General features: G+C 64.6%; 26 protein-coding genes. 15 read left to right on the top strand and 11 right to left on the bottom strand.

Annotated elements, in window-relative coordinates:
* Positions 1-22: 22 nt before the first annotated feature.
* The gene (locus ACQY9P_RS19325) at positions 23-574 is read left to right on the top strand and encodes a gamma-glutamylcyclotransferase (protein WP_421737615.1); all 552 of its coding nucleotides are present in this window, start codon (positions 23-25) and stop codon (positions 572-574) included.
* Here the strand turns inward: ACQY9P_RS19325 and ACQY9P_RS19320 are convergent.
* From ACQY9P_RS19320 to ftsE, 4 genes are read right to left on the bottom strand one after another with little or no spacing between them, the layout of a single operon-like run.
* Positions 571-1,281, bottom strand: coding sequence for a lysophospholipid acyltransferase family protein (locus ACQY9P_RS19320; RefSeq protein ID WP_421737616.1), 711 nt, complete (start codon positions 1,279-1,281; stop codon positions 571-573). The two genes, ACQY9P_RS19325 and ACQY9P_RS19320, sit on opposite strands and share 4 nt — an antisense overlap.
* Positions 1,278-1,898 (bottom strand): YdcF family protein, encoded by a 621-nt coding sequence (locus ACQY9P_RS19315; protein WP_421737617.1) that lies wholly within the window; start codon positions 1,896-1,898, stop codon positions 1,278-1,280. Before ACQY9P_RS19315 ends, ACQY9P_RS19320 begins: the two co-directional genes overlap by 4 nt.
* Positions 1,895-2,788, bottom strand: a complete 894-nt coding sequence (locus tag ACQY9P_RS19310; RefSeq protein ID WP_421737618.1) for a cell division protein FtsX — start codon at positions 2,786-2,788, stop codon at positions 1,895-1,897. The genes ACQY9P_RS19315 and ACQY9P_RS19310 overlap by 4 nt, the downstream gene beginning before the upstream one ends.
* The gene (gene ftsE / locus ACQY9P_RS19305; protein WP_421738290.1) at positions 2,785-3,492 is read right to left on the bottom strand and encodes a cell division ATP-binding protein FtsE; all 708 of its coding nucleotides are present in this window, start codon (positions 3,490-3,492) and stop codon (positions 2,785-2,787) included. Before ftsE ends, ACQY9P_RS19310 begins: the two co-directional genes overlap by 4 nt.
* A gap of 83 nt (positions 3,493-3,575) precedes the next feature.
* Between ftsE and ACQY9P_RS19300 the strand changes: the two genes are divergently transcribed.
* The 4 genes from ACQY9P_RS19300 (at position 3,576) to ACQY9P_RS19285 (ending at position 7,234) form a co-directional block, all read left to right on the top strand.
* On the top strand, positions 3,576-4,532 hold the full coding sequence (locus ACQY9P_RS19300) for a DUF3426 domain-containing protein (protein WP_421737619.1): 957 nt from the start codon (positions 3,576-3,578) through the stop codon (positions 4,530-4,532).
* The gene (locus ACQY9P_RS19295) at positions 4,471-5,055 is read left to right on the top strand and encodes a phosphoribosyltransferase (protein ID WP_421737620.1); all 585 of its coding nucleotides are present in this window, start codon (positions 4,471-4,473) and stop codon (positions 5,053-5,055) included. Before ACQY9P_RS19300 ends, ACQY9P_RS19295 begins: the two co-directional genes overlap by 62 nt.
* 863 nt (positions 5,056-5,918) lie before the next feature.
* A complete protein-coding gene (locus ACQY9P_RS19290; RefSeq protein ID WP_421737621.1) occupies positions 5,919-6,311 on the top strand; it encodes a hypothetical protein in 393 nt (130 codons plus the stop codon).
* The gene (locus tag ACQY9P_RS19285) at positions 6,308-7,234 is read left to right on the top strand and encodes a sterol desaturase family protein (RefSeq protein WP_421737622.1); all 927 of its coding nucleotides are present in this window, start codon (positions 6,308-6,310) and stop codon (positions 7,232-7,234) included. Before ACQY9P_RS19290 ends, ACQY9P_RS19285 begins: the two co-directional genes overlap by 4 nt.
* 92 nt (positions 7,235-7,326) lie before the next feature.
* Here the strand turns inward: ACQY9P_RS19285 and ACQY9P_RS19280 are convergent, their stop codons facing one another.
* A complete protein-coding gene (locus ACQY9P_RS19280) occupies positions 7,327-8,307 on the bottom strand; it encodes an NUDIX hydrolase (RefSeq protein ID WP_421737623.1) in 981 nt (326 codons plus the stop codon).
* Positions 8,304-8,948 (bottom strand): YfbR-like 5'-deoxynucleotidase, encoded by a 645-nt coding sequence (locus ACQY9P_RS19275; protein WP_421737624.1) that lies wholly within the window; start codon positions 8,946-8,948, stop codon positions 8,304-8,306. The genes ACQY9P_RS19280 and ACQY9P_RS19275 overlap by 4 nt, the downstream gene beginning before the upstream one ends.
* Before the next feature lie 106 nt (positions 8,949-9,054).
* Between ACQY9P_RS19275 and ACQY9P_RS19270 the strand changes: the two genes are divergently transcribed.
* Both ACQY9P_RS19270 and ACQY9P_RS19265 read left to right on the top strand, forming a co-directional pair.
* Positions 9,055-9,867: a universal stress protein gene (locus tag ACQY9P_RS19270; RefSeq protein WP_421737625.1), complete on the top strand. Its 813-nt coding sequence runs from the start codon at positions 9,055-9,057 to the stop codon at positions 9,865-9,867.
* A gap of 20 nt (positions 9,868-9,887) precedes the next feature.
* On the top strand, positions 9,888-10,262 hold the full coding sequence (locus ACQY9P_RS19265; protein WP_421737626.1) for a hypothetical protein: 375 nt from the start codon (positions 9,888-9,890) through the stop codon (positions 10,260-10,262).
* 2 nt (positions 10,263-10,264) lie between these two features.
* On the opposite strand, the gene ACQY9P_RS19260 is transcribed toward ACQY9P_RS19265, so the two are convergent.
* The 5 genes from ACQY9P_RS19260 to ACQY9P_RS19240 all read right to left on the bottom strand — a co-directional run bounded on the left by ACQY9P_RS19260 (position 10,265) and on the right by ACQY9P_RS19240 (position 15,351).
* Positions 10,265-11,080 carry a hypothetical protein gene (locus ACQY9P_RS19260; protein WP_421737627.1) on the bottom strand — a complete coding sequence of 272 codons (816 nt, stop codon included), beginning with the start codon at positions 11,078-11,080 and terminating at the stop codon, positions 10,265-10,267.
* Positions 11,081-11,169: 89 nt separating this feature from the next.
* Positions 11,170-12,036 (bottom strand): AAA family ATPase, encoded by an 867-nt coding sequence (locus ACQY9P_RS19255; RefSeq protein WP_421737628.1) that lies wholly within the window; start codon positions 12,034-12,036, stop codon positions 11,170-11,172.
* Positions 12,037-12,161: 125 nt separating this feature from the next.
* Positions 12,162-12,749: a UDP-4-amino-4,6-dideoxy-N-acetyl-beta-L-altrosamine N-acetyltransferase gene (gene pseH / locus ACQY9P_RS19250; RefSeq protein WP_421737629.1), complete on the bottom strand. Its 588-nt coding sequence runs from the start codon at positions 12,747-12,749 to the stop codon at positions 12,162-12,164.
* Positions 12,746-13,465 carry a cytidylyltransferase domain-containing protein gene (locus ACQY9P_RS19245; protein ID WP_421737630.1) on the bottom strand — a complete coding sequence of 240 codons (720 nt, stop codon included), beginning with the start codon at positions 13,463-13,465 and terminating at the stop codon, positions 12,746-12,748. Before ACQY9P_RS19245 ends, pseH (ACQY9P_RS19250) begins: the two co-directional genes overlap by 4 nt.
* 92 nt (positions 13,466-13,557) lie before the next feature.
* Complete coding sequence (locus tag ACQY9P_RS19240; RefSeq protein WP_421737631.1) at positions 13,558-15,351, bottom strand: flagellar protein FlbA; 1,794 nt, start codon at positions 15,349-15,351, stop codon at positions 13,558-13,560.
* 187 nt (positions 15,352-15,538) lie between these two features.
* On the opposite strand from ACQY9P_RS19240, the gene flbT reads away from it, so the two are divergent.
* The 8 genes from flbT to ACQY9P_RS19200 all read left to right on the top strand — a co-directional run bounded on the left by flbT (position 15,539) and on the right by ACQY9P_RS19200 (position 23,431).
* On the top strand, positions 15,539-15,964 hold the full coding sequence (flbT, locus tag ACQY9P_RS19235; RefSeq protein ID WP_421737632.1) for a flagellar biosynthesis repressor FlbT: 426 nt from the start codon (positions 15,539-15,541) through the stop codon (positions 15,962-15,964).
* Positions 15,924-16,286 carry a flagellar biosynthesis regulator FlaF gene (gene flaF, locus ACQY9P_RS19230; RefSeq protein WP_421737633.1) on the top strand — a complete coding sequence of 121 codons (363 nt, stop codon included), beginning with the start codon at positions 15,924-15,926 and terminating at the stop codon, positions 16,284-16,286. The genes flbT and flaF overlap by 41 nt, the downstream gene beginning before the upstream one ends.
* Positions 16,287-16,529: 243 nt before the next feature.
* The gene (locus ACQY9P_RS19225; protein ID WP_421737634.1) at positions 16,530-17,348 is read left to right on the top strand and encodes a flagellin; all 819 of its coding nucleotides are present in this window, start codon (positions 16,530-16,532) and stop codon (positions 17,346-17,348) included.
* Between the two features lie 269 nt (positions 17,349-17,617).
* Positions 17,618-18,439: a flagellin gene (locus ACQY9P_RS19220; protein ID WP_421737635.1), complete on the top strand. Its 822-nt coding sequence runs from the start codon at positions 17,618-17,620 to the stop codon at positions 18,437-18,439.
* Positions 18,440-18,551: 112 nt separating this feature from the next.
* Positions 18,552-18,863: a hypothetical protein gene (locus tag ACQY9P_RS19215; protein WP_421737636.1), complete on the top strand. Its 312-nt coding sequence runs from the start codon at positions 18,552-18,554 to the stop codon at positions 18,861-18,863.
* 167 nt (positions 18,864-19,030) lie between these two features.
* A complete protein-coding gene (locus tag ACQY9P_RS19210; protein WP_421737637.1) occupies positions 19,031-19,867 on the top strand; it encodes a flagellin in 837 nt (278 codons plus the stop codon).
* An 85-nt stretch (positions 19,868-19,952) separates the two neighbouring features.
* The gene (gene pseH / locus ACQY9P_RS19205; protein ID WP_421737638.1) at positions 19,953-20,507 is read left to right on the top strand and encodes a UDP-4-amino-4,6-dideoxy-N-acetyl-beta-L-altrosamine N-acetyltransferase; all 555 of its coding nucleotides are present in this window, start codon (positions 19,953-19,955) and stop codon (positions 20,505-20,507) included.
* A gap of 80 nt (positions 20,508-20,587) precedes the next feature.
* Positions 20,588-23,431, top strand: coding sequence for a hypothetical protein (locus ACQY9P_RS19200; protein ID WP_421737639.1), 2,844 nt, complete (start codon positions 20,588-20,590; stop codon positions 23,429-23,431).
* Positions 23,432-23,459 lie beyond the last annotated feature (28 nt).

Genomic DNA, 23,459 nt, shown 5'->3' with positions numbered 1-23,459 from the left:
GCGCGTCCAGTCGGGATTTGTGATGAGCGTAGAGAGCGGCGATCGCTGGGTATTCGGATACGGATCGCTCATGTGGCGTCCCGGGTTCCCGTTTGTAGAGCGAAGACGCGCGGTTCTCCACGGGCGTCGTCGAGCCTTCTGCATCTATTCGGTGCACCACCGGGGCACCTATGAGCGTCCGGGGCTGGTTCTGGGCCTCGCGCCCGGTGGTTCGGTGCGCGGCGCGGCTTACCGCGTTGCGGCGGCGCAGTGGGAAGAGGTCTATGCCTATCTGCGCGAACGCGAACAGCCGACCGAGACCTATTTTGAGGCCTGGAGCGATCTGAAGATCGATGGCGAGGCGGGCAAGGTCTCCTCGCTGGTCTTCCTGTCAGACATGAAGCACAGCCAGTGGGCCGGAGCCCTGAGCCTGGAACAGCAGGCCGACCTGATCGCCGGCGCCCGGGGCCTGTCGGGCCGCAATATCGACTATCTCGGCGACCTCGTCGGCCACCTGCGCGAGGACGGCGTGCGAGATCACGCAATGGAAAAGCTGCTGAAACTGGTCGAGGCGCGGGAGCCCGCCGACGCCTAGATGCCCTCGTCCTCCAGCGCCTTGGTGGCGGTGTCGATGCGGGTCTGAAGTTCGCGCATGAACTCGCCGCGCTTCAGCCCGGCGGGGATCGGCGGCAGGTAGTGGAAGACGATCGCGCCCGGCTTGACCAGAAAGCCCTTGCCCCAGTGGACGCCGCAGTTCAGCGCCAGGGGCGTCACCGGCAGGTCCAGTTCGCGGTAGAGGGCGGCGATGCCGGGCTTGTAGTCTCCCGGAACGCCCACCGCGCCGCGCGTGCCTTCCGGGAAGATCACGACCTGGCGGACTTCCTTCATCTTCTCCAGCGTGTCGCGGACCAGCTTTTTCAGGGCCGCCGAGTGGCCGGCGCGATCGACCACCACCATGCCGGCCTTCAGGCCGTGCCAGCCGAACAGCGGCACGTTCAGCAGTTCCTTCTTCATCACGAAGCAGGCGTCGGGCAGCAGGCCGAACTGGCTGAACACGTCGAACATCGACTGGTGCTTGGCCGCGACCAGCGCCGGGCCGGTCGGCAGATATTCGCGGCCGCGCACCTCGACCCTGACGTCGGCGATCCAGCGCAGACCGAAGAACAGCCCCTTGGACCAGAAGGTCAGGGCGGCGACGGCGAAGCGGCGCGGCAGAGGCAGCAGCGCCAGCATCCAGACGGCCGTGAACACCGACCAGACCCAGAAATACAGTTGGAACAGGAACGAACGCAGATAGATCAAGATGCTTCCTTCGCCGGTTGCCCAGGCTTGTCCTTCGGACCCAGCCCCAGGAACGCCTCGCGGCCCAGGATCGCCAGGTACTTGCAATATTCGACGATCATGCGACGGGCGCTGATGTCGTTCTTCCACCAGCGATGGGCGTTCAGGCCCTCGGTGGCGACGGGATAGGGATACAGCTTCAGGCCCGGCATGGTCGCCCGCAGTTCCAGCATCGAGCGCGGCATGTGGTAGTCGGCGGTGACTACGATCAGGCTGTCATAGCCCTTGGCCTTGGCCCACTCGGCCGTCTCCCGGGCGTTGCCGACGGTGTTGGCGGCGGCGAAGCCCAGGTCCACGCAACAGTCATAGATCGGTTTGACGGCCTTGGTGACCCCCTGAACGTCGTCGCGCGTGGCCTCGCGATTGACGCCCGAGATCAGCAGGCGCTGACCCTTGCCGGCCTCCAGCAGCTTGGTCGCCGCCTCGAGCCGGATGTTGGAGGCGCCGGTCAGCACCACGACGCCGTCGGCGACCGGCGGCTCACGGGCGGGCGTGGACTGTTCGACCCGAACCGAGAAGGCCAGCAGGCCGACGGCCCAGACCATGACCAGGATCAGCAGCGCGGCGAGGCTTTTCACGGCATGCTCCTGAGCAGGCGAAGCGCGGCGAGGCGGGCGGTGAGGCCCGCGACCAGGGCCGCGATCAGGGGGCAGGGCAGGGGCGCCAGCAGGTCGGTCCAGGCCAGGGGCAGGACCGGGGCCAGGCCCGAACCGCCACCCAGGGTTCGAAGTCCCGCGCCGATGATGGCCGCCGACGCGCCGCCCAGCAAGCCCGCCACGGCGGCCATGACCGCGAAGCGTGTCTGGAAGAGGCCCGCGATGAAGCCGGCCTCGGCGCCCGACAGGTGCAGGACCTCGATCACATCGGCCCGCGCGGCCAGGCCGGCGCGCGTGGCGAAGGCGATCACGGCCGTCGTCGCCGCCGCGATCAGCGCGAAGACGCCCAGGGCGGCCCAGCGCGCCAGGTTGGCGGCGCGCTCGATGTCGGCGATCCAGCGGCTGTGATCATCGACGACGGCGTCGACATTGGCCGCCTTCAGGGCCTGGGCCAGGGCACCGGCGGAGGCCGGCGACTTGGGGTCGAGATCCAGGGTGACCAGGCGCGGCGTCGGCAGGTCCTCGACCAGGGCGTCCTTGCCGATCCACGGCGCCAGCAGCGCCTCGGCCTTTTCGCGGGACAGGGCGCGGGCCTCGACGACGCCCCTGACGCCGGCCAGGGCCTCGGCCGCCCTCGCGGCGGCCGAATCGGGGGTCTCGCCGGAGCGGGCGCGGACGACCACGGTGGCCGAGCTTGTCAGCTGGCTGGTCCAGCCGTGCGCGGCGCGATTGGCGGCCAGGGCGGCCATGGCGGTCAGGCAGGCCAAGAAGCACAGCACCGCGACCACGAAGACCAGCGATCCGTCCCGGGCGTCACGCGGCGGCAGCAGCGGTCCCGGCTTCCACCGCGCCACCAGGAATATGTCGCTCATCGCGCCTCTCCCGTGTCGACCAGGCGGCCATGTTCGAGGTGCAGGGTGGGGCGACCGGCGCGCGCCACCAGATCCTCGTCATGGGTGGCGATCAGCACCGTGGTGCCCAGGCGGTTGAGCTCGACGAACAGCCGCAGCAGGCGCAGCGACATGGCCGGATCGACATTGCCGGTCGGCTCGTCGGCCAGCAGCACGTCGGGCCGGTCGACCACGGCGCGGGCGATGGCCAGGCGCTGCTTCTCGCCGCCCGAAAGGGTGGCGGGCAGGGCGTGCATCCGGTCGCCCAGGCCCACCCAGTTCAGCAGCTCGGCGACATCGTCGCGATAGGTGGCCGGCTTGCGTTGCAGGATGCGCAGCGGCAGGGCCGCGTTATCGAACACCGACAGGTGCTCCAGCAGCCGGAACTCCTGGAAAACCACCCCGATCCGGCGGCGCAGGAACGGCAGGTCGGCCGACGGAACCAGGCTCACATCCCGTCCGAACAGCTCAACGCGACCCCGTGACGCATGATGCGCCAGGTAGATCAGCTTGAGCAGCGAGCTCTTGCCCGCGCCCGAGGCGCCGGTCAGGAAGTGAAACGACCCGGGCATAAGGGAAAAGCCAATGTCCTGAAGCGTTTCGGGCGCACGCCCATAGCGCATCGACACGCCTTGAAAGCGGACCACCGGAAGGGCGTCGTCGCCCTGTTCTGCGTCAATCCGCAAGGTGCCGCCGCCGGGCTTTCTGGACATCAGGGACAAAATCGGCGACCCCATTTATTAACGCAGGGGGCGTACGATTCGAGGCCATGATACTAACCTGTCCGGAGTGCGCCAGCCGCTATTTCGTCGACGACTCCAAGGTCGGGTCGGCGGGTCGCGTCGTGCGTTGCGCCTCGTGCGGGCACCGTTGGACGGCGCGTAACGAGGAAGCCCTCGACATCTTCGAAGAGGCCCCCGCTTCGGTGGCCAGCGACACCTCGATGACCGCGCTCGACGCCAACGGCGCGGACGCGGACTCGGCCGCCGCCGCCGGCGGCGCCGAGGGCGAGGGCGAGCCGCCGGTCAGCGCCCTGCCGGGCGAGGAGTTGCCCAAGGTCTTCCGGGCTCGCGCCGACGCTGAGCGCCGGCTGCGCGAAGCCACCACGACGGGCGTCGTCTGGGCCGGCATGGCCGCCACCCTGGCGGTCATGGTGGTGGGCGCGCTGATCTTCCGCATCGACGTCGTCAAGCTTCTGCCGACCACGGCGGGCGCCTATGCCAGTGTCGGCCTGCCGGTGAACACCGTGGGCCTGGTGATCGACAAGGCGTCGCTGAAGGCCGAACCGTCGATGGAAGAAGGTCACGCGGCCGTGACCATCTCGGGCACGATGCGCAACATCACCGACGGCGCCGTCGTCGCGCCGCCGCTGCGGGTCGAGCTGCGCAACGCCAAGGACAAGCGGGTGGCCGGCCGCATCGCCGCCGCGGCCGATCCCAAGGTGCCGCCGGGCGAGATCCGCCACTTCTCCATCACCATCAAGGACCCGCCGCGCACCGCCAAGGACGTGGTGATCAGCTTCGCCACCGAGCCGGGCGCCGCCAACGCCGTCAAGGCTGTCCTGAAGAAGCCCCACGCGCCCGCTGAAGAGCACGAACCGTCGCTGCGCGGCGCCCAGGATGCGGTCGCCGAAGGCGAAGCGGCTGGACATGAACCCCCGGGGCATGAGACCGGAGCGGCCGAAGCCCCTCCCACCGACTCTCACGAACCCGCGCATCATGAATGACCAGACCCAACCCGAAGTCCTGATTTCGGAAGCCGACATCGCGCAGCGCGTTCAGGCCCTCGCCAACGCCATCGCCCCACGCATTGACGACGACACCGTCGCCGTCTGCCTGCTGACCGGCGGCCTGTGGTTCGCCGCCGACCTGACCCGGGCGCTGTGGCGTGCCGGACGCAATGTCCGCTTCGACGCCCTGTGGCTGGCCTCGTATCATGACGAGCGCAAGAGCACCGGCCGCTGCGAGGTCCGCGCCGATCTGCAACGCCCGCTGGTCGGCCGCCGCGCTCTGGTGGTGGATGACGTGTTTGACAGCGGCTTGTCGCTGAGCGAGGCCTCGCGCCTGGTCAAGGACGCCGGCGCCAGCGAAGTCCTGACCGCCGTCTTCGCCCGCAAGCCCTGGCCGACCGATCGCGGCATGGAGCCCGACTTCGTCGCGTGGGAGGCTCCTGCCCGGTATCTGGTGGGTTATGGCCTGGATGACGAGGGCAAGAGCCGTGGCCTGCCGTATATCGGCGCGCTCGACTGATTGAGGTCTGGAACCTCTTCCGCTTCGGGAGAGGACGGTCGGTCTCCGACCAGACGCCTCGCGTCCTTCGCGGCTCGCTGGGGGCGCACGGGGATAGAGCGCGCTCCATCCTCGGCGTTGGCGGGGCAGAGTTCCACGATTTCAACGCTCTGCAACTTTCTCGCGCGACCTTATCCTCCGCGCTCAAACCGCCCGCATAATCAATCTCACCTGACAGCACGGGAAGGGCGTCCGGCCGGCGACCAGAGGCGGCTGTCAGGGGTGATTGAGCGGGGCCACCGGAGTCGCGTGAGCGGGACCGGGCTGGGCTTAAAGGAAGGCGGGGGACGTAAATCCGCCTATCGGGGAACTCTCGTCGGAGCTCCCCGCCCGTCCGAAGGTGAGTTCCGGGTCCTCCGGAATCGGCGTGGCTGCAGCCCAAGGCTGGGTCCGTCGCGAGGAGGGCAACCCGGATGGGTGCAAAGGGTTGAACGAGACCCGCGCGTGCCGGCCAGAGGGATAACGATCACGCGGAGCGTTCGTCTTCGTCGAAACGGTACTTAGAACTCACACATTCCGGGCGAGGCCCGGACGCTCCGCGACCCTTCCCATCAACTCGGCGGTTTCCGCGCGAGGGCGTAAGGCCGTGTCCGCCAGACTTGCCCCCACCTGACCTGCTTCGCAGGTCGTCCGCCCCCGTAGGGGGCAGATGAAGGGCGCTGATCTCATCTTCCCCGTCCGGGGGAAGACGGCTGCGCAGCAGCCCGTAGGGGGCAAGTCTCGGGCGAGAGATGCAAACATGACGCAGGCGTCACTCTTGACGCGGGGCGCCCGCGGCCCGACGCTGGAAAAAAAGGGAGGGTGGCGTCAGCTTGGACAAAGCGATGCTGATTCAGCTTATCGGCTCGACGATCGCGATCACCGCGCTTGTCGGTTTCGCGGCCTGGGCGAAGATCGCCCGGCCGACCCCGCCGCTTGACGCCGCGAGGCTGGCGGCGCTGCTGGCCGAAGAGTTTCCCGATCATCACCCTACGGCGACGTGGATCTCGACCGACGGCGCCGGCGCCCTGGTGCGGTCCGGCGATCTGGCGCTGGTCCTCTGGCGGCGCGGCGACGGCTATGTCGCCCGCGATGTCGCCTGGTCTGTCGTGGCGGGGGCGCGATCGAAGAGCGGAAGGCTGACGCTTCAGCTTGCCGACGCGGCTCCGGTGCTGGCCGTCGGCGACAACGTCTGGCCGCCCCAAATCCTCGTCACCCAACCGGAACGGACCGCATGAAAGCCACCTTCGATCCCGTCCAGTTGGCGATTCCGTTCTTCATTCTGGCCATCATTCTCGAGATCCTGCTGGCCAGGTTCGGCAAGGCCAAGGCCCATTACGAGACGCGGGATACGGCTACGTCCCTGGCCATGGGCCTGGGCAGCACCATCGCCGGCGTCCTGTTGGGCGGGGTGGTCTTCGCGGCCACGATCTGGGTCTGGCATCACCGCATTTTCACGATCCCGATGACGGCGGTCTGGGCCTGGGTGGCGCTCTTCTTCGCCGAAGACCTGACCTACTACTGGTTCCATCGCCTGGCGCATGAGCGGCGGTTCTGGTGGGCCAGCCACGTCAACCACCACACCTCGACCCACTACAACCTGTCCACCGCCTTGAGGCAGACCTGGACGGGCGGGGTGGCCGGGACGTGGCTGCTGTGGCTGCCGCTCTCATTCCTGGGCTTTCCGCCGGCCATGGTGGCGATCCAGAAAGGGATCAGCCTCGTCTATCAGTTCTGGATCCACACCGAGGCGATCAAACGCATGCCGCGCTGGTTCGAGGCGGTGTTCAACACGCCCTCGCATCACCGGGTGCACCATTCGCGCAACGCCCGGTATCTGGACGCCAACTACGCCGGCATCCTGATTATCTGGGACCGGATGTTCGGCACCTTCATCCCCGAGGTCGACGAAGAGCCGTGCCGCTACGGCACGGTCAAGAACCTTGGCAATTTCAATCTCTTGACCAATGTCTTTCACGAGTGGATCGGCATCGGCAAGGACTTGGCGGGTTCGAAGTCGCCGCGCGAGGCGCTGGGCTACGTGTTCGGCCCGCCGGGCTGGAGCCCGGACGGCTCGCGCGATACGTCTCATACGCTGAAAGCCAAGTGGCGGGCGCGGATCGAGGCGGAAAAGGCGGCGATGCGCGACGCGGCGGAATAGTCTGGCTCAGAGCTGTAAATTTGCCCTGTTTCTCCGTTTCCCCAGCGAAGGCCGGGAAGACGGAGTTTGGACATTGATTCAGCTACCGTGCGCTACTCCCGCAGCAGCGGCAGGCTGAGCCCGCTGGCCGGTCGCGCCGTCAGCATCTCGCGGCGGAAGCGGAACAGCTCGGCCGGGCGGCCGCCGGTCTCGGCGTCCAGGCGCCCCAGGCCTTCCACGAGCTCCTCGCGTTCGACCACGCGGCGGAAGTTCTGCTTGTGCAGCGGCACCCCGGCTATGGCCTCGACGGTGCGTTGCAGGGTCGAGAGGGTGAACTCGTCGGGGGTCAGCTCGAACACCACGGGGCGATACTTGATCTTGCCGCGCAGCCGCGACAGGCCGGTGGCCAGGATGCGGCGGTGATCGGAGATCATCGGCTCGCCCAGGGCCGCCGACAGGGCTTCGGGCTCGGCCGGATCGTGGCCGTCGGCCCTGGCCCGGTCGCGCGCGGCTTCGGGGGCCAGACCCGCCTCGTAGAGCAGCTCATAGCGCTCCAGGACCCGCTCCTCGTTCCACGGCGCGCCCTCCAGGGCGAAGGCCAGACGGGCCCGCGACCACTTGCCGGCGTCGTCCGCCGCCCAGCGCTTCAGGGCCGGGGCGATCGCCTCGTCCAGCAGGGCCGGGCGTCCGTGGCGCCAGTCTTCCCAGGGAAAGAACCGCGACCAGGGGGCCCAGACCGTATCCGGGGCGTCGGTGTCGATGGCGTCCGGCGTCAGGCCCAGATAGCCGACCGAGACGACGCGCGCCGCGCCGGCCCCGACCTCGGCCCGAGGGGCGTCGCGGCCCTTGTCACCGAACGTGTAGAGCTGCTCGACATAGCCGAGCTGGAACCGGGTCTGCTCGGTGACGAAGGCCCGCAGGCCCAGCTCGAAGGTGCGGTGTCCCTCGGGGTCGAAAGGGCCGAACGGCAGGCCGGGCAGGGGAGAGGCGATATCGGTGACGGCGTCATGCGGCCGAACGGTCAGCACCACGGCCTCGCCGTCGCGGATGGCCACCACGACGGCCGACAGTCCGATGACGACCGACGCCGTCATTCGGTCTCGAACGCCGCGTTGGGCGCGGACTCGAAGCCCGCCGCCCGGGAGAGCACGTGGAAGCGCTGCACATAGTGCGCCTGGGCCTCGAATGGCGACTGCGGCTTGATGTGCAGATCATAGCCCGCGGGCGGCGCGCCGAAGATGGACAGGGATTCGGCGTGATCGAAGCCGGCCAACTGGGTGGCCTCGAAGAAGGCGCAGGCGCGGTCGGCCTGCTTGATCAGCTTCTTGATGGCCGGCGGGGTCTTCACCGGCAGGCCAAAGCGGATGTGGATCGCATCCTCCAGCCGGGCCTCGAAATCCTTGTAGCTGACGCCAAGGGCCGCCTTGAACGGGCTGATCATGTCGCCGATCACATATTCGGAGGCGTCGTGAAGCAGAGCGGCCAGGCGCCATTTGGGTTCGAGGTCGGGCTTGATATGGGCGGCGATCTCCTCGACCACCACACTGTGCTGGGCGACAGAAAAGCCATGCTCGCCAATCGTCTGGCCGTTCCAGCGCGCGACGCGGGCCAGCCCGTGGGCGATGTCCTCGATCTCGATGTCCATGGGCGACGGGTCAAGCAGATCCAGTCTCCGGCCGGAGAGCATTCTCTGCCAGGCCCGGGGCGGCTTTCCCTTATGCAGCCCTTTGGCCACGTGATCGTTCCTTGCAATGAAGGTGGATTGACTGGCCCATTGGTTGACAAAGATCAATGATGGGTCCGCTCTCATCTGTGGAAATACACGCCAGAGGAGTTCGATCATGAGCTGGGCGAGAATTATGGCTCCCGTCGCGGGAGCGCAGGGCGACAAGGGGCTGCTGGCCTCCGCCGCGGTGCTGGCCAAGGCCTTTGACGCCGAGCTGGCCTGCATCCACGCGCCGGCCGACATGGCCGATCTGATGCCCTGGATGGGTGAGGGCTTCATGGGCGGCGTGCAGGTCACGGCGCTGGAAAGCCTGAAGGAAGCCGCCGTCGAGGGGGCTCGGGCCGTCGGCGCGATGGCCGCCGAGCTTGGCTATGCGCGGACCCGGGTCTTGACCCTTGAGTCTCCCGTCTGGGCGGGACTGGCCATGGAAGGCCGCCTCTCCGACGTGATCGTCTTCGATGACGCCGCCGCGCGGGGCAAGGGTCCTCTGGCGGAGGCGTTCCAGCAACTGGTCGCCGACGAGCAGCGCCCCGTGGTCGTGGCCCGTCCAGGCCTCAAGGTGGGCGGTGTGGCGCTGGTGGCCTGGGATGGCGGCAAGGAAGCCAGCCGCGCCGTGCGGACGGCCCTGCCGCTTCTGCAGAAGGCTTCATCCGTGGTCGTCGCTGGCGCGCCTGGCGCGTCGTCGCGGAATTTCGACCTCTCGCGATTGACCGAGTTCCTCGGCGCTCGCGGGGTCAAGGCCACGACGCGCACCCTTGACGGGTCGGGCGACGCGGCTGGACTGCTCCTGAACGCGGCGCGCGATGTGGGCGCCGACTTCGTCGTGGCGGGCGCCTTCGGGCATCCTCGCCTTCAGGAGTTCATCTTCGGCGGGACCACGCGCAGCCTGCTGAACAGCGAAGGTCCTTCGCTGTTCCTCTCCCATTAGATTTCAAGAAGGAGACCAGGATGTCCCTGTCTCGCATCGTAATGCGCCTTGCCCGCAATCCTGGCACCGAGTTCGCCGGTGGTGACGACCATCGCGGCTACGCCCTGACCGCCCCTTTGACCCCCGATGGTCACCTTGACGAAGCGGCCTATGCCAAGAGCAAGGCGTCCTGCAGCGTCCGTCGCTTCGCGCCCGATGAAGAGGCCGCCGACGGCCGCCTGGCCCGCAAGGGCGCTCACTGGTTCTTCGACTATGACAGCACCGACAGCGCCGACGACGAGCCCGTGCATCGGCTTGGGGAGCACCGGTTCGCGCTGGGAGAATATGTCACCGTGACCGACGAGGATGGTCGTCCGCTGACCTACAAGGTCATGGAGGTTGTCCCGGCGGCCTGAAATCAGCCGCCGACGTTGTGGCGGACCAGGGCCTTCATGTCCTTGAAGACGTCGTGGTCGCCCGCGTCGCGGTTCTTGGCCTTGATGGTGGCGACGGCGATCGGGCCTCCCTTGGGCCCGCGCGCTTCGTACCCGACAACGCGATAGCCGCTGGGCGCCTTGTCGCTGGCCAGGATCAGGGTTGAACGGATCGAGTCACCGCGCTTGTTGTGACGGATTTCCGCGCCGCCGTCGTTGGCGCGGATGTTGACGTCGTCATCGTCTTCTTCGCCGTTGGTGGTGACGTTGACGCTTTCGGTGTGCTTTCCGCCCTTGACCTCGACGTTCTTGTTGATCTTGACCTCGGCCGCGCCGTCGTCGCTGTTGATGGTGAGATGGCCGATCTTGATGTCGGCCCCGCCGTCGCTGGCGTCGATCCGCACGCCGGGCAGATGGATGCTGGTCTTGTTTCTGCCGTGCCTGGCGTCGTTGGCGGCGTCGCCGACGGCCTTGACCGCAGGCATCAGGGTCTTCAGATCGGCCTCGATCGGGGTGAGAGCGTCTTCGGCGTCACCGCCGTTCAGCGATACCAGCTTGAGCAGGATTTCGGCGTCCTGGCCCTCATAGGCGCAGGAGAGACCGTCTTCAGCGACGCTGATCCGCTTCAGGTCACCCTGCTTTTCGGGGCAGTCGAGCTTGGAGATCACGCGGATGGGCTCGCGGCGGGCAGATCGCTCGTATTTTTCGGTCTTCACCGTTTCCGAACGATGACAGCCGGCCAGCGCCAAAGTGCTGGCGCTGATCACGAGCACCGTAGCGAGCCAAGTCGATTGACGCATGACCATCCCTTTGATTTCGGCGGGAAGGTGAGCGCGGCCGCGCGAGCCGTCCAGTGAATTCCCGGTAAGGGCGCGACCGGTCCGCGCTGCTACTGGCCTGGGCGTCCGCCCGCTTCGCGTCGAGCCAGGAAGGCCAGGCGCTCGAACAGGTGAACATCCTGCTCGTTCTTCAGCAGGGCGCCATGCAGAGGCGGGATCAGCTTGGTCGGATCTTTCTCGCGCAACAGCTTCTCGTCGATATCCTCGACCATCAGCAGCTTCAGCCAGTCCAGCAGTTCGGACGTCGACGGCTTCTTCTTCAGGCCCGGCACCTTGCGCATGTCGTAGAAGATCCGCAGCGCTTCGCTGACCAGCTTCTGCTTGATGCCCGGGTAGTGGACGTCGACGATCGCCTGCATCGTCGCTTCCTCGGGGAAGCGGATGTAGTGGAAGAAACAGCGGCGCAGGAACGCGTCGGGCAGTTCCTTCTCGTTGTTCGAGGTGATGATGATGATCGGCCGGACCTTGGCCGCGATCGTTTCGCCGGTTTCGTAGACGTAGAATTCCATCCGATCGAGCTCTTGCAGCAGATCGTTCGGAAACTCGATGTCGGCCTTGTCGATCTCATCGATCAGCAGGACAGGGCGCACGGGGCTTTCGAAAGCCTCCCAGAGCTTGCCCTTTTTGATGTAGTTCTTGACGTCCTTGACCCGCTCGTCGCCCAGCTGGCTGTCCCGCAGACGGGTTACGGCGTCATATTCGTAAAGGCCCTGATGAGCCTTGGTCGTGGACTTGATGTGCCAGGTCAGAAGCGGCGCGCCCATCGCCTTGGCGACCTCGTAGGCGAGCACGGTCTTGCCGGTGCCGGGTTCGCCCTTGATCAGCAGTGGGCGTTCAAGCGCCACGGAAGCGTTGACCGCGACCTTCAGGTCCTCGGTCGCGACATAATCGGAAGTGCCTTCGAAGCGCTGGCTCATGCCCACCTTCTGCCGGGGCTGGCCCGGTCTCAAACAAGCGTTCAAATTACCGACGCCGACGCGGTTGGCAAGAGTGCTTGGCGTCCTGTTTGAAAATGCAGTTCAGATGTCGCAGGCAACGGCGCTCAGGCTACGTAACCCTTGTCGGCCAACCGGGCCCGCATGGCCTCCCGACGAGCGGCCCACTCTGACGTCAGCAAGCCCAACCCAACGACATCCCGGGGCTCGCCTTCCTTGATGACGTGTCCCCGGAAGAGCGCTTCCTGCTGGAATCCGTAGTTTTGATGAAGTTTCCACACCGCCTCATTGGACAGGAGGACCTCGCACCACAGCTTTTCAAGCTTGAGGACATTGAAGGCGTATTCGATCATCCAGAACTCGACGAAAGACCCGACGCCCAGGCCTCGAACGGAAGGGCTGGCCAGATAATACGCCCAAGCGCAGCGCCGATTCTTCAGGTCGATGTCGGCGAAATTCGCCAGTCCCACGGGGACGCCGTCCAGGCAGATGACCCAGTAGAGCCGGGACGGGTCCTGACCCAAGCCGTCGAACCAGCGGTTGTGTTCCTCCGCCGTAATCTGGTGGTCGGTATACATGAACGGCGCCACGTCCGCGCTGTTGCGCCAGGTAAACAGACGCAGGCGATCGGCCTCTTCGACCGGATGAAGTGTCACCGTGTGGGGCGCGGGCGGCTGGGGCTCGACCGTACTCACAGGCGAGGGTCCCCCCCGAAAGCCATCAGTTCGGGGCGGGAAGCCACGAAGTGACGGATGTGCTGGCTCGTGAAGTCGGGGTTGATCCCGTACAGCGCGCCATAGACTTCCCGAACGAAGGCCAGGTCGTCCGGTCGGTCGACCGTCCACCGGACCGCGCCCTCATCGGGCGCCTGCTGATGGGTCGCGATCCGGAACCGGTCGGGCCTGCGGTAGATGAACGGCGTGACGTGCTCGCGGTCGTACGGCGCGTTGGCCTCGCGTTCGGCCTCCATAAGGGCGGCGGAGCGGAAAACCTCGACATCAAGGCCGATGGGAAAGGTTCTGTGATCGCCCGTGTTCGACACGTAGTCGGCGTCCGAAGCGTGGAAGAAGTCGATCGTGGCGTCTATGACGGCGGGATCGGTCAGGGGGCAGTCGGCCGTGAGGCGAACAACCGTCTCGGGCGAGCCGGCGGCGCGCACGGCCCCCGCAAATCGCGCCAGCACATCATCCAGTGGGCCACGATAGGTGGATACGCCCGCTTCGTTCAGCGTCGCCGCGAGCCCGTCATCTCGTTGGTCTTCGGGAACGGCGACGGTCAGGCCCTGAAGCCGGCGACAGCGCGCCAAACGCTCGACCTGCCGCAGCACCATCGGCGCGCCGACCACATCAGCCAGAACCTTGCCGGGCAGACGGGAGGAAGACATCCTTGCCTGCAGGATCGCCCACGCCACCTGTTGCTCCTCTTCGCTTAGCCCGAAAGAGTAGGGCGGCGACTATGCGCGAAAATTGACCAAGCTCAATGGCGAACGGCCAACCGCAGTGGTTAGGCCGCGACCAATTCACTTAGGGCCAGCGCAATGGCGTCCATTGTCGGCTCCCAGGCGCCATAGCGTTCGGTGACAAAGCAGCGCGTGTTGGGATACCAAGGATAGCTGTCTGTCCCCAGGCGGGTCCAGGCAGCGGCCCCCGTCAGCATCCAGATTTTCGCGCCGCAACCGCCAGCCAGGTTGATCGTGGCGTTCGAGAAGCCGATCACGAGATCCACAGCACTGCAAAGCGCCGCCACGTCATCGAGATCCTGCTTCAGGTCGATGCCCTGAGGCTGCCAGATGTCGACGCCAAAGCTGTCGCGCGCCAGCTCGATTTCTTCCTCGCAATCGCCATACTGGAGATTGACGAAGGTCACGCCAGCCGTCTCCAGAACCGGTTGCCAGAGATGGAATGGCGAAAATTGGCGGGCGCGTTCGGCGTTCAGCTTTAGGCTTTTCCAGAGAAGACCCACCTTCAGTCCTGGCCCCGCCTGTTCCAGTTGGGTTTTCCAGTGCGCGACCCGGTCCGGCTTGGGGATCAGATAGTCGTTGCGCTTCGGGAAAGACTCTACCGACGGACGGAACCGGGGCAGCAGGGCGCCGATCGGAGCCCAGAAATCAAAGCGGGACCAATCCTCGATATTTGGCGCGGTTCGATAGACGCGACCTTCCTGAGCGACGGTCCTGTGGGCCGTCACTTCAACGCCAGGAAACGAGCGCTGGAACAGACCCACCAGTCGATGCTCGACAGCGATGGACAGGGCTCCTTCCGGTCCCAGAGCCTCCAGCACGTCGGGCAGGATGCTGGCGAACATCACCTCGTCCCCCAGACCTTGTTCGGCGCTGAGCATCAGGGACTTACCCTTCAGATCCTCGCCGGTCCAAAGCGGGGCGTTTATCATGAAGCGCGGCGCATCGGTCAGCGCGGGTGAGAAGCGCGCGTCATAGGCTTCCCAGCCTTCGGCGACACGCCCCATCGCGAGCAGGATCGTGGCGCGCGCAAAGCGCATCATCGCCAGATCTTCTTCGTTTTCCGGATTGCGCATCGCCGCCTCGCAGTCGGCGAACGCGCCCTCGATATCGCCCAGGTCCAGACGGGCGAAGGCGCGGTTGTGGTAGCCCTTGGAGAAGGTCGGCGCCAGGCGCAGCGCTTCGTCGAAGAAGGTCAACGAGCCCTGACCATCGCTGATATTGCAGAGAACCGTTCCGAGCGTGTTCCACAGCATGTGCTGTGAGGGATCGGCCAGGATGGCTTCGCGCAGCACCTCGATCGCGTCTTGGTCTCGATTGATTTCACGCAGGGCGCAGGCGAGGTTATTGGCGCCCTCGGGACAATCAGGCCGCGCAACGCGATAGTGCGCGAAGAACTTGGCGGCCAGCTCCGGCATGTTCATCCGAAACGCCAGGCGTCCGAGATCGCCGGCGACCGGGCCATGATCAGTCAACAATTGCAGCGCCGCTTCATAGGCCTGCATCGAGGTTGCGAACTGTCCAGCTTTCTCCTTGGCGATCGCCAGGATATGCCACGCTAGGCCCGAGCGCTCATCACGCTGCAGAACCTTGAGCGCGACTTCCTCGGCCGCCGCATAGTCACGGCTTTTTATCGCCGCGATCGCCTGGGCGATGATGCGGGCGTTCTCCTGATTCTTTATCTCCTTGGCGATCGCATCAAGTCTGGCGAGGGCCTCGATTGAGGCCGAATCGCCCATTGTCGTGCCGGTGATGCCACGCTGTACAATCGCTGCAGCGGTAACCTCCTGCTGGGCGAGCGCGCTGCCGGAGCCTTCTAGGGCGCGTTTGCGTGACATGTTTCTGGCCTTGCGCGTTTGGAGTTAACCATCCTCTGGGGCAGTATGCTTAACTGAGTCCTAAGCTGCGGCTCACGGTCGCGGGGCCAGCAAGACGGCGTTAACCCGCGCTGCCTTAGCTTGTCCCTTGAACCGCCGATCCTGGCGGACCGGGTTTTCGCGGCAACGCAGAGGGGAGCGGCCTAACGTGCCTTTGAAGCTTTCGCTGAAGCCCGGCGAGAAGTTCGTCTTGAACGGCGCGGTTGTCCAGAATGGCGACCGTCGTGGCGTTCTTGTACTCCAGAACAAGGCCTCCGTCCTTCGCGAGAAGGACATCATGCAGCCCGATCAAGTTACGACGCCATCGCGCCGTATCTATTTTCCGGTCATGATGATGTATCTCGAAGAGAGCGTCGCGGAGCGGTTTTATGAAGACTTCGCCACGCGACTGAACGAGTTCATGAGCGTGGTGCGTAACCCGGTCGTGCTTGGCGATTGTATCGCCATCTCAAAGCACGTCATGGCGCGCGAGTACTATAAAGCGCTCATGTTGAGCCGAAAGTTGATCGAATACGAAGACGAGAGGTTGGGGCATGTCTCTACGGGCCTATCAGCAGGCGGCGACGCGGGCTGAGAATCCGCGTGAGTTGGAGTACCGCCTGTTCGGCCAGGTGACGCGCGCCCTTATGGACGCGTCAAAGGCCGCGGAGGATGACTTCGCGACTCGGATCGATGCGCTCGACTGGAATCGTCGCGTGTGGTCAGCAATGGCCACCGATTGTTCCTTGCCTGAGAACTCGCTGGCTCCCGAGCTGCGGGCCAGCATTATTTCGCTCAGCCTTTGGGTCGGCCGTCACTCCAGCGCGGTTATGCGCAAGGAGGAAGACTTCGAGCCTCTCATCGATATCAACCGCACCATAATGCAGGGTTTGGCCGGCCGGATCGAGGCTGCCTGACGCGCTGGCGAGGCCGGCGACAACTTTGCCCAGTCTGCTTAGGAACTTCCTGCCGCCCGGCGAATAATGCATTCGCCGGGCGGTTTTGATTCCGGCCTATGGCTGGTTAAAGCTGTTCAAAATCAGCGACTTATAAAGTTCGCTCATGTGCGCGCGGCTGGCCCGCCGCTTGCGATGGTCACCGTGGGCAAAACGCCCGCTCGGCGAAAGCCGGATAAATCCGACCAAAATGGTAGGTGACCTATGATGAACTCAATCAACACGAACCCCGGTGCGCTTATCGCGCTCCAGAACCTCAACTCGACCAACTCGGAGCTTGCAACCACTCAAGGCCGCATCAACACCGGTAAGAAAGTCGCGAACGCCAAGGATAACGGCGCGATCTGGTCGATGGCCAAAATGCAGAGCACGACCTCGAGCTCGTTGAACGCCGTGAAGGATTCTCTCCAGCGCGGTCAATCGACGATCGATGTGGCGCTGGCGGCTGGCGATACGATCACTGACCTCCTCAGCAAGATGAAGGAAAAGGCCCTGGCCGCTTCCGACACCTCGCTGAACACCGCGTCGTTCAACGCTTTGAAGGCCGATTTCGAGTCCCTTCGCGATCAGATCGAGAAGGCGGCTACGAACGCCAAGTTCAACGGCGTCAGCATTGCTGACGGCACGACCACGGCGCTGACCTTCTTGTCGAACTCCGATGGCGCTGGCTTCACCGTCAGTGCCCAGACCCTGTCGCTCGCCGGCATCGGTCTGTCCACGGCTTCGACGTTTACCGATGCTGCGACGGCCAAGACGATGATCGCGACGATCACCACGTCTCTCACCACGGCGACCAACAAGCTGTCGTCCTTGGGCACCAATTCAGTCGGTCTGGACACGCACCTGACCTTCATTGGCAAGCTTCAGGACAGCCTGGACACCGGGGTGGGCAATCTGGTCGACGCTGATCTGGCGAAGGAAAGCGCCAAGCTTCAGTCGCTGCAAACCAAGCAGCAACTGGGTGTGCAGGCGTTGTCGATCGCGAACCAAACGCCGCAATCGATTCTGTCGCTGTTCAAGTGATCCGACATGCCGGGCGATCTTCGGGTCGCCCGGCGCCTCCTTCAAGCTGGGCGCCAAGTGCCCGGCAATAATTACCTATGACCAAAGGCTCTCGGCAGAAAATGCCGGGAGCCTTTGTCGTAAACAGATCTATAACGCAACCTTTTCAATGGCTTGGGTGGGCGGTTCGGGTCGGCAGCTTTGGCCCGGTCATTGCTTCCTACCCACCCGAGCAAAAAGCTCCCGGCAGTCAAAATGACGTCGGACCACCTTGAAAAGGAACTTTCGTAATGGCGCTGAACAGCATCAACACGAACGCGGGCGCGCTCATCGCGCTGCAAAACCTGAACACCACCAACTCGGAACTGCAGACCGTCCAGCAACGCATCAACACCGGTAAGAAGGTGGCGAGCGCCAAGGACAACGGCGCCATCTGGGCGACCGCCAAGAATCAATCCTCCACCGCGTCCTCGCTGAACGCCGTGAAGGACTCGCTGCAACGCGGTCAGTCGACCATCGACGTGGCTCTGGCCGCGGGCGACACGATCACCGACCTGCTGGGCAAGATGAAGGAAAAGGCCCTGGCCGCTTCCGACACCTCGCTGAATACCGCTTCGTTCAATGCTCTGAAGGCCGACTTTGAATCCCTGCGCGATCAGGTGACCAAGGCCGCCACGAACGCCAAGTTCAACGGCGTCAGCATCGCCGACGGCACGACCACCAAATTGACCTTCCTGGCCAATGCGGACGGCTCGGGCTTCACCGTCAATGCGCAGACCCTGACCTTGGCCGGCATCGGCCTGACGACGACCTCGAGCTTCACCGACGCCGCCACGGCCAAGACCATGATCGGCACGGTTTCCACGGCGCTGCAGACGGCCACCAACAAGCTGGCCTCGCTGGGCACCAACTCGACCGGCCTGGACACCCACCTGACCTTCGTCGGCAAGCTGCAAGACAGCCTCGACGCAGGCGTGGGCAACCTGGTTGACGCCGACCTGGCCAAGGAAAGCGCCAAGCTTCAGTCTCTGCAAACCAAGCAACAGCTGGGTGTGCAGGCGCTGTCGATCGCCAACCAGTCTTCGTCGTCGATCCTGAGCCTGTTCCGTTAAGGAATGGACGGGGGCGGGTTCCTTGCGGATCCGCCTCCATCTTTCTCAGGGTTGAGGCCGGGGAGAACCTAAATCAGAGGACGCCGACGCGAAGGTTTCGGCGCAGGGAGAAATGGAAACCAAAGCCGCTCTGTCGGCGATACCCGCCGAACCGCCCCTGTCGGGGCCATTCAATACGCCCGTCGCCCCGGAGCCTTCCGCGGGCGTTGTTGGCGTTTCTGATTCGCGATCCGATTCGTCGGAGCCTCAGCCTGGCGATCTTCGCCTTGTGATCGAGCAGGACGAGGACACGGGGTTCTTTATCTACAAGACGGTGGATCGCCGAACCGGCGAGACGCTGCAGGTTCTGCCGCGGGAAGATGTGCTGAAACTCAAGCACGCCGCCACTTATGGCCCAGGCGCGGTCTTCGACGGCCTGACCTGAAGCCCGTTTTCAGGCTCTGCGGCGCTCGGTCGCGGGGCACGCTAGTTATGGTTTATTTTCGTTAACCATAACCTTACCTTCTGATCCTACGGTCGGTTCCGTGAGGGCTCGCTTGCCTGTTGTTATGCGAACCAAACCCGGAAAAAATTTCCGATCGGAGGCCGAGAATGACGCTTAGCGTCAATACCAATCAGCCCGCGCTGATCGCACTGCAAAATCTGAATCAGACCAACGAAGACATGCAGGGCGTTCAGACCCGCATCAACACGGGTCTGGCGATCTCCAGCGCCAAGGACAATGCGGCCGTCTGGTCTATCGCCCAGGAACAGCGCGCGGATATGAACGCGCTGTCAGCGGTCAAGATGAGCCTCGACAGGGCCACTTCGGTGGCTGACGTGGCGTTGGCTGCGGGGGAATCGGTTTCCGATCTTCTCAGCCTGATGCGCGAAAAAGTCGTCGCTGCGAAGGACGCGTCGCTCACGACGACGTCGCGTCAGGCCCTCAATGCCGACTTCCAGGGGCTGATGAAGAACATGACGCAGGTTCTGTCGAGCGCGACGTTCGACGGCGCCAACCTGCTGAACGGCAGCCTGCCGACCGACATTTCGTTCCTCGCCGACGCGGACGCAGGGACGGCCATCACGCTGAACCTGCAAAATCTGTCATTCGGCGGGACGATCAATACCCTGACCGCGACGGATGACATCCTTAACCTCGCCAACGCCTCGGGAGTTCTGACGCGTCTTGACGCGACGATGAGCGCGGTCAACCAGGCGGTCGGCAATATTGGCACCCAGGCCAAGCAGATCGAGGCGCACAGCAGCTTTGTTTCCAAGCTGTCGGACGTTCTGGAGACAGGCGTGGGCAACCTCGTGGATGCTGACCTGGCCAAGGAAAGCGCGCGCCTTCAGGCTCTGCAGGTCAAGCAGCAACTGGGCGCTCAGGCTCTGTCGATCGCCAACAGCGCGCCGCAAATCATCCTTAAGCTCTTCAACGGCGGCTAAGCTTCGCTGGCGGAGCGAGAAGCCTAGTCCCAGGCGTTTGCGCAAGGTAGTTTACAGTCAAGGGCGTTTGGGGAATCGGGCCGGCATGATCGACCTTCGCGATTTGCGGGATGAGGACGAGGGCGTGCTGTTTCAGTGGCGGTCCGAACCCGAGGTTGACCGCTGGATGTCCGACGCGGCTTTTCCCAGTCGCGAGGCTCATGCCGCATGGTTTGAAGGGCTGCGAACAGACCCTGACAAGCGCGGATGGCTTATCACGCGGGGGGGCGCCCCTTCCGGGCTGCTGACCCTTACCGGTCTGCTCAGCCACCACCGACGGGCTGAATGGAACTGGTTTCTAGGTTCCGCCGAAGCGCGTGGCCGCGGGGTAGGGCGCGCCGCGCAGGTTCTTGGTCTCGATCGCGCTTTCGGTGAGCTTGGTCTGCACAAGGTGTTCGCTGAGGTGATGGCTGACAACGACGCGGCCCTCAAGGCGCAGGCGGCTTCCGGGTTCCGGCGCGAGGGCTATCTGCGCGGACATGTTCTGAAGAACGGAATGGCTCGCGACGTCGTGCTGCTGGGTATTCTGGCGGAGGAATGGAGCGGCTTGCGCGATGCGGCGCGGCGCGGCTTGACCGAGGCCCACCTAATTGCGGCGTAACCAAAGGTCTTAATGAGTCTTCAGGGTTCCTGGCGCAAGTTTAAGGATGGGGTGCTCTTGCGCTCCGATTAGGATCGGCCGTGATCACTTTCGACACCAGCGCACTGCTCGGCTACTATCAGGCTCGCACGGGCCAGACTGGTGCTGCAACGGCGTCGACGGCGACCACCACCACCACCACCTCGGGCGGCAAGGCGAAGGCCGTCGTGCCCAGCGCTCCTTGGCTGTCGACGACCACTGAACCCAGCGCTCTCGTGAAAGCCGCCCTCGCTGGACGCAAGTTCGTTGATGAAGCCGCCAATCAGACCAGTCTGAAAGGGGCCAGCGGGGACTACAAGAAACTCTTCGCGACCTATCAGGCTTTGAACACCCTCTCGGCGCTTGCCGCGCGGGCGTCCGAAAAGGGCGTTACCGACAGCGAGATGAAGCGTCTTCAGACGGCGCTGACCAAGGGCCTTTCGGAAATCACCACCTATACCCAGAACCTGAATCTGGAGCAGGGGCGCCTGACAGCCGGTTCCGTCATGGCCAGCGACCGAGCGACGGTCGGCGTGCCCAAGAACGTCTATGGCTATGTCACCGACACGATCTACAGCGGTCAGGTCGATGACGTGGTGCCCAAGTTCCAGGGCAACGTCAGCTTCGACATGGCGGTCAAGAAATTCGGCGTCACGACAAATGTGAACATCGATCTGGCGGACATGGGGGCCACCCCGCGCACGATGTCCAATGTCGTGAGCTTCATGAACAACAAGCTGAAGGCGGAGGGGTTCGAGACCAGCTTCGCCGTCGAGCGCAAGATCGGTGAGACGCGGACCGTTCAGGTCAATGGCCAGGCCGTGACCCTGCCGGCGACGGGCGACGACTTCGCGCTGCGCGTGAAGGGTGATTCGACCGAGCAACTGACTTTCACGGCGACGACCAGTTCTCCAGCGGTCTACATCACCACAGCGGCCGGCAATCCAGATCCCGACAAGAACACCAAGACCGATGACGCCGTCATCGAGAACACGCTGACAAAATATAGCGCCGCGGGTGGCGGCCAACCCGGTGGCAAGGTCTTCTCCGAGACCCTTCAGGGCACCATTTCCAGCGTCCGCAAGTCGGTGACCGGCGCAGACGGCTCGATCTACATGCTGGCCGACGTGACCAAGGATGTCAGCGGCCAGGTCATCAAGGGCGATAAGGACGTCGCCCTGCTCAAGTACGATTCCGCCGGTCACCTGCTTTATGCCCGCAGCCTGGGCGCGACCGATACGGCCAGCGGCCTGACCCTCGCCGTGGCAGATGATGGCAGCGCCGCCGTCGCGGGATCTGTGACCGGACGTCTGCAAGGCGCGGTGAACGGGCCGATCAATTCGGATTCCACCTCGACGACTCTCACCGACAGTTTCGTCACCCGCTATGACTCCAAGGGCGATGAGCAGTGGACCGTCCGGCGGGGCGGTATGCTCGAGGACGAAGCCACCGCCGTTGCTTTCGGTTCGGACGGCGTTCTGTATGTCGGAGGGCGCTCCAAGTCCGATCTTCCAGGCTCGACCACCATCGCGAACGGCGGTGGCTATGACTCCTATCTTTCGGCTTTCGCCACCGACTTGAACGGCTCGCCCAAGGCGCTGTTCACCCAGAAGTTCGGAAGCGCCGAAAATGACACCGTCTCCGACATCGTCGTCAACGGCTCGCAGGTCATCGTTGCCGGCAAGGAAAGCGGTAACGCCATCCTGCGCAGTTTCTCCGTCGCCCCGACCGTGGTTACCGAGAACGCGACGTCCATGACGCCCACCGGCGTGACGATCACGACACCGGTCACCTATACCAAGTCCGCCACTCTGACGGCCGGCGCCGTGCGGGATCTGGGCTCTTTGAAGGGCGGCGACCTGGCGGGACTGAAGATCGACGGCGGCCAGCTCTATGTGGGCGGACACACGTCGAACGGCGCTTTGGATATCGACAACGCCACGACGGCCTCGTCGGGCGGTTCCGATGGTTTCGTCGGTCGCATGTCGACGGATCTTGCCGACACCAGCGCCGACACCCTCGCTTATTACGGCGGCGCCGGCGACGAGACGGTCACAGGCATGGCCGTGGCCAATGGATCAGCCTGGTTGGTCGGTTCTGCGGGCAAGGATCTTGAAGGGCAAAGCACGGTCGGCGAGAAGGACGGCTATGTCGCCCAGATCGATATGGCGACCGGCGCCGTGTCCTGGTCGCAGCGCCTGACCGGCAAGGACGGCTACGCGACGCCCACCTCCGTTTCGGTGGACAAGGCCGGCTCCAGCAGCCTGGACGTCTTTGGTCTCCCAAAGGGGACGATGGATTTCACGCAGTCCGACAGGATCGTGTCGGCGACCGCGGCGCGCGCCGGCGACACCTTCCAGATCCGTACTCGCGAGCGTGGCACGCTGACGACGGTCACGATCGAAGCCAAGGACACGCTCGAGACCCTGGCTGACAAGATCAAGCGCGCATCGGGGTTCCGCGCCAAGGTCGAAACGTCCAGCGACGGCAATAACCGAAAGCTGAAGATCAGCCCGGCCTACAATACGTCCACCATCGAGATCGTCGCGGGGAAGGGCGGTACAGATGTGCTGTCTGCTCTTGGCCTCGCGTCCGGCGTGGTGCGCGGCACCAAGACCGAGAGCGGCAAGACGGTGTCGGCTGACGGAGGGGGGCCGGTCTTTGGCCTCCAGCTCTCGCCAGAACTCGATATCACCACCGAAGCGGCGCGCAAGAACGCCTCTTCTGTGATTACCCGAGCCATGTCGGCCGTCCGCACCGCCTATCGCGAGATCGCCGACAACGCTCTTGGCGTCGACAGCAGCGCGGCCAACACCGCCGGCAAGGCCGGCGGCACGGTCCCCGCCTATCTGAAGAACCAGATATCCAACTATCAGGCCGCTCTGAACCGCCTGACGGGCGGTTAGTCGCGCTGGCGGCTCCGTGAAGCTTGAA

The sequence above is a fragment of the Caulobacter sp. genome, assembly GCF_965279145.1.
In the GTDB taxonomy this organism is placed as follows: domain Bacteria; phylum Pseudomonadota; class Alphaproteobacteria; order Caulobacterales; family Caulobacteraceae; genus Caulobacter.
The sequence above is the reverse complement of the archived record's forward strand: the minus strand, read 5'-3'. Positions and strand labels throughout refer to the sequence as shown.